This window comes from Xenorhabdus sp. KK7.4 (genome assembly GCF_963876465.1).
Classification (GTDB): domain Bacteria; phylum Pseudomonadota; class Gammaproteobacteria; order Enterobacterales; family Enterobacteriaceae; genus Xenorhabdus; species Xenorhabdus stockiae.
Genome location: NZ_CAWNQF010000097.1, coordinates 1 through 5084 on the forward strand (window position 1 = coordinate 1; position 5084 = coordinate 5084).

The 5084-nt window shown below is 52.2% G+C and carries 1 protein-coding gene; it reads right to left on the reverse strand.

Annotation, left to right across the window (positions count from 1 at the left end):
* Positions 1 to 5084, reverse strand: a 5084-nt coding sequence (locus AACS90_RS17130) for a non-ribosomal peptide synthetase (protein WP_193757208.1), incomplete at both ends; no start/stop codon positions are given.

Here is a 5084-nt window from a genome sequence, read left to right on the forward strand (position 1 = left end):
GCGATCAACTTAATGGCGGTCAGGGAATTACCGCCGATACGGAAAAAGTTATCGTCAATACCGACCTGTTCCAGTGCTAAAACATCCTGCCAAATCGCGCAAAGCTGAGTTTCCAGCACATTGCGGGGCGCGACATAACTGTCTCTGTTACCGAAAATAGGTTCTGGTAATGCCTGACGATTTACCTTGCCGTTTAGAGTCAACGGAATAGCCTCCATAAAGGTAAAGCTGGCAGGCAGCATATAGTCCGGCAGACGATCAGATAAGTGCGCCAGCAGCATGTCATCGGAAACAGCATCCTCAACAACCAGATAAGCAGCCAAAACTTTATGCCCGCTATGCTCACGGTCAATCACGATAGCCTGTTTAACCTGAGGATGCGCCGCAAGGGCACTTTCAATTTCCCCCAGTTCAATACGGAAGCCGCGGATTTTAACCTGAGAGTCATTGCGCCCCAGATAGTCGATATTGCCATCGGGCAGCCAGCGACCTAAATCACCGGTTTTGTACATGCGAGTGCCCGGCTCGGCAGAGAACGGATCGGTGAGGAAACGTTCGGCGGTCAGTGCGGGTTGGTTCAGATAACCTCGTGCCACGCCCTCGCCACTGATATAAATTTCACCCGGTGCCCCCATTGGTACTGGGTGTTGATGGGCGTCAAGCAGGTAAATCCGGGTATTGGCGATAGGACGGCCAATCGGGATCGACTGCATGCTATCAACCGGCGCGGTGATCGCATAGGTCGTGGCAAATGTGGTGGATTCCGTCGGGCCATAGCCGTTAATTAAATGAGCAGGCGGATGGTCTGCCGACAACACCTGTTTTATCTTCTGCGGGTTGAGGGCATCGCCCCCGACCAGCAGGTAGCGGAGCTGTCCGAACACAGGCTGTAATGTATCAAGGTATTCATTAAATAAACCGGCAGTTAACCATAATGCGGTTACTTTTCCCCTGATTAGTGCCTCACGACAATCGGTGGGTTCGAGCACTACCGTCTGAGGCACAATATGCAGACAACTGCCATTTAACAGGGCCGACCAGATTTCCCAGGTGGTAGCATCAAAGGCGGGATTGGCACAATGGGCAACGCAGTCATCCGGGCCGATATCCGCAAAACCATTGTTGATGATCAGACGCAGGATATTACGGTGCTCCACCATCACGCCTTTGGGTTGTCCGGTGGAACCGGAGGTGTAAATCACGTAAGCCAGATGATTTGAAGTCAGTCCCAGCGCTTGTGTATCCGGATTGGTATCCGGTTGCGTGTCAAAGCCTCGCGTCGGGTTATCCAGCCACACGGTGGGGACTGACGAGGTCAGTTTATCTGCCAGTGTGGTTTGCGTCAGTAAGGCCACCGGTGTTGCATCATCCAGCATATAGTTCAATCGTTCGGCGGGATAAGCCGGATCGAGGGGCAGATACGCCCCGCCCGCCTTGAGAATAGCCAGTATCCCGACCACCATATCCGCACTGCGTTCAAGGCAAATGGCGACGAGATTATCTGGCCTGACGCCCAGTGCAATCAGATGATGGGCCAGCCGGTTGGCGCGGCGGTTGAGTTCACCATAGCTGATGCTTTGGTTTTCAAAGGTAATTGCAATCGCATCCGGGCGTTGAGCCGCCTGCGCTTCAAACAACTGGGGCAGGGTTTTATCCTTCGGATAAGGCGCATCCGTCTGATTCCAGCGGTGCAATAAGGTATGGCGTTCCTGCGCTGATAAAATATCAATGTTGGATAACGGTTGTTGCTGGTCGGCGACAAACGCGCTCAATACCCGCTGGTAACTCTCTGCGATACGGGTAATGCTGATGTTGTTAAACAGGCTTAGGGCGTAATTAAGGCAACCGGTAATCGTTGTTTTGCCATAGGACAAAAACAGGCTCAGATCAAACTTAGCCGGGCTGTATAACGTTTCATCCAGTGCGACCGGGCTAAACGGCAGATTGCCGTCTGACGGGTTTTCACCGAAAGCCTGCACGCTGAACATCACCTGAAATAGCGGATGACGGGCGGTATCCCGCTCAATGTTCAGGGCTTCAATCAGTTGCTCAAACGGCATATCCTGATGGGCTTTGGCGCCGATAATCAGTTTGTGTACCTGTGCAATCAGCGCGGTCACGCCATCGGTGTGTTGTAGCTGTGCCCTTAACGCCAGTGAATTAACAAACATGCCTAACAGGGGCAGCGTTTGCGCATGGTGGCGGTTATCGGTCGGCGTGCCGATAACGATATCGTTCTGTCCGGATAATTTTGCCAGCGTGACGTAAAATGCACTGAGCAGCACGGTATACAGGGTGGTTTCCTGCGTTCTTGCCAGTGTCCGTAGCTGTTCAGACAGCTGTGCGTCCAGCGTAAAATTAATATCCCATCCCTGATAATTGACCTGTGCTGGCCGGGGGTGATCGGTGGGCAGGGCCAGCGATTCATAGCCCGCCAGCGTCTGTTGCCAGTAAGCCAGTTGTTGTTCGCGGATATCCCCCTGTAAATAATCCCGTTGCCAGGCCGCGTAATCGCCGTAGGTAATCTCTAACTCAGGGAGCTGACTGTCTCGGCCTGCTTGCAGCGCGTGGTAAACCTCCGCCAGCTCCGCCATAAAGATATCAATGGACCAGCCATCCATTGCGATATGGTGCCATAACAGTAATAAATAGTGACGGTCTGCGACCTGATAATGCCGCAGGCGCAGGCTCGGTTCGGTGGCTAAATCAAAGGGGGTCGCGATTTCGCTGCGGACGTTAGCCAGTAGCGTCGCCCTGTCGTCACAAATTTGAGACGGGATCACGAAATGTGTCTCCAGTGCCTGCTGATACATCTGATCGTGATCATCACTGCGATACACGGTGCTCAGCACCGCATGACGTTCCGCTAATCGGTTAATAGCGGTTTCCAGTACAGGCAGGGAAGCCTCCTGAGCCAACTGAACCAGATACGGGATATGGTAAACATCGGAACCCTGCTCATATTGCTCGATAAACAGCATCCGCTCCTGCGCAAACGATAAGGGATAACGCTTTTGTGTTCGATGTGGGATAACGATACAAATTTGAGCTTCTATCTGAGTCACTAAACCCGCAATGGTTTTCAGTTCAAACAATTGTGCCAATGAAATATCCGTAGACAGGGTACGGCGAATGGCGGCAATCAGCTTAATGGCGGTCAGGGAATTACCGCCGATACGGAAGAAATTATCGTTAGTACCGACCCGTTCCAGCCCTAAAACATCCTGCCAAATTGCGCAAAGCTGGGTTTCCAGTGTATTGCGGGGCGCGACATAGCTGTCTCTGTTACCGAAAACCGGCTCGGGCAAGGCTCTGCGGTTGACTTTACCGTTTAGTGTGAGCGGAATAGCGTCCATAAAAGTAAAACTGGCAGGCAGCATATAGTCCGGCAGGCGATCAGATAAGTGCGCCAGCAGCATGTCATCGGATACCGCATCCTCAACAACCAGATAGGCGGCTAAGACTTTATGCCCGCTATGCTCACGATCAATCACGACGGCCTGTTTGATCTGCGGATGTGTCGCTAACGCATTCTCAATTTCGCCCAGTTCAATCCGGAAACCCCGAATTTTAACTTGAAAATCATTGCGCCCCAGATAGTCAATATTGCCGTCCGGCAGCCAACGACCCAAATCACCGGTTTTGTACATGCGTGCTCCCGGCTCGTTAGAGAACGGGCAGCTCAGAAAACGTTCAGCCGTTAATTCAGGACGATTGAGATAGCCACGGGCAACGCCTTGACCCGCGATATAAATTTCGCCTGCGACACCGAAAGGCACCAGACGACCATACGGATCAAGAATATAGATTTGCGTATTGGCGATCGGGCGTCCGATCGGCGGTAATGTCGGCCAGTACTCTGTCTCGTTGTCCAGCGTGTATGACGTCGCAGCGTGGCTTTCTGTCGGGCCGTAGTGGTTATGTAACCGGCAATGACCAGCACGTTGCATCAGATGCTGAATGGCGGGGGTGATACGCAATTGTTCACCGGCCGTAATAATATGCTTCAGGCAGGAAAGATCATCTTCTGCATTGAGGTTAACGGCATCGGCAAAATGCTGAAGAGCAACATAAGGCAGAAAGACTCGCTCAATCTGTTGTTGCTGAACCAGTTTAAGAATCTGTTGCGGCTCCCGGCGTAGGGCTTCATTAATCAGCACCAAACAACCGCCTTCACACAGCGTGGTAAAGATTTCCTGAAAAGCGACATCAAAGCCCAGTGCTGCAAATTGCAGGGTTTTACCTGTTGTCGTGGGATGTTCAGGCGCATAGTGATGCCAGTGCAGCAGGTTTGATAAGGCTGACTGTGGCATTTCCACCCCTTTGGGTAAGCCAGTGGAGCCGGAGGTGTAGATCACATAGGCCAGATGGTGTGGTGCCAGTGCTTGTACATCCGGGTTATGATCCGGCTGTTCGGTGAGATAAACAGCCTGTTTATCGAGTAATACCGTCATATAGCTGACAGAGGGTAGCGCAGCATCAAAAACATGTGCGAGAGTCGATTGGGTGAGTAAAACCACGGGGGCCGAATCTTCCAGCATGTGAGCCAACCGCTCATCTGGATGGGCGGGATCGAGTGGCACATAAGCGCCGCCCGCTTTAAGAATGGCGAGTAAGCCCACTACCATTTCCGGGCTGCGTTCAACACAAATGGCAACACGTTCGTCAGGGCCTACCCCCTGCGTCATCAGGTAATGAGCCAAACGATTGGCGCGGCAGTTAAGTTCCCCATAGCTCAATACCTGTTCTTCAAATTCCACGGCAATGGCATCAGGGTGTTGGGCTGCCTGCGCTTCAAACAACTGTGGCAGGGTTTTATCCTGCGGATAAGGCGCATCGGTCTGGTTCCAGCTGTGTAGCAAAGTATGGCGCTCTGCCTCACTGAGACAGGTGATGGTGGTATGAGGTTGTTCCGGATGACAGGCCAGCGCATGCAGAATACGTTCAAGCTGGCTCAGTAATCGTTGAGCCTGTTCACCAGTCAACCAGTCTTCACCGTAATTAAATCTGATGATGAACTGGTTACCTTGCTCATAGGCGATCAACGACAACGGATAATCCACTTTTTCCACCACACGGCGGAA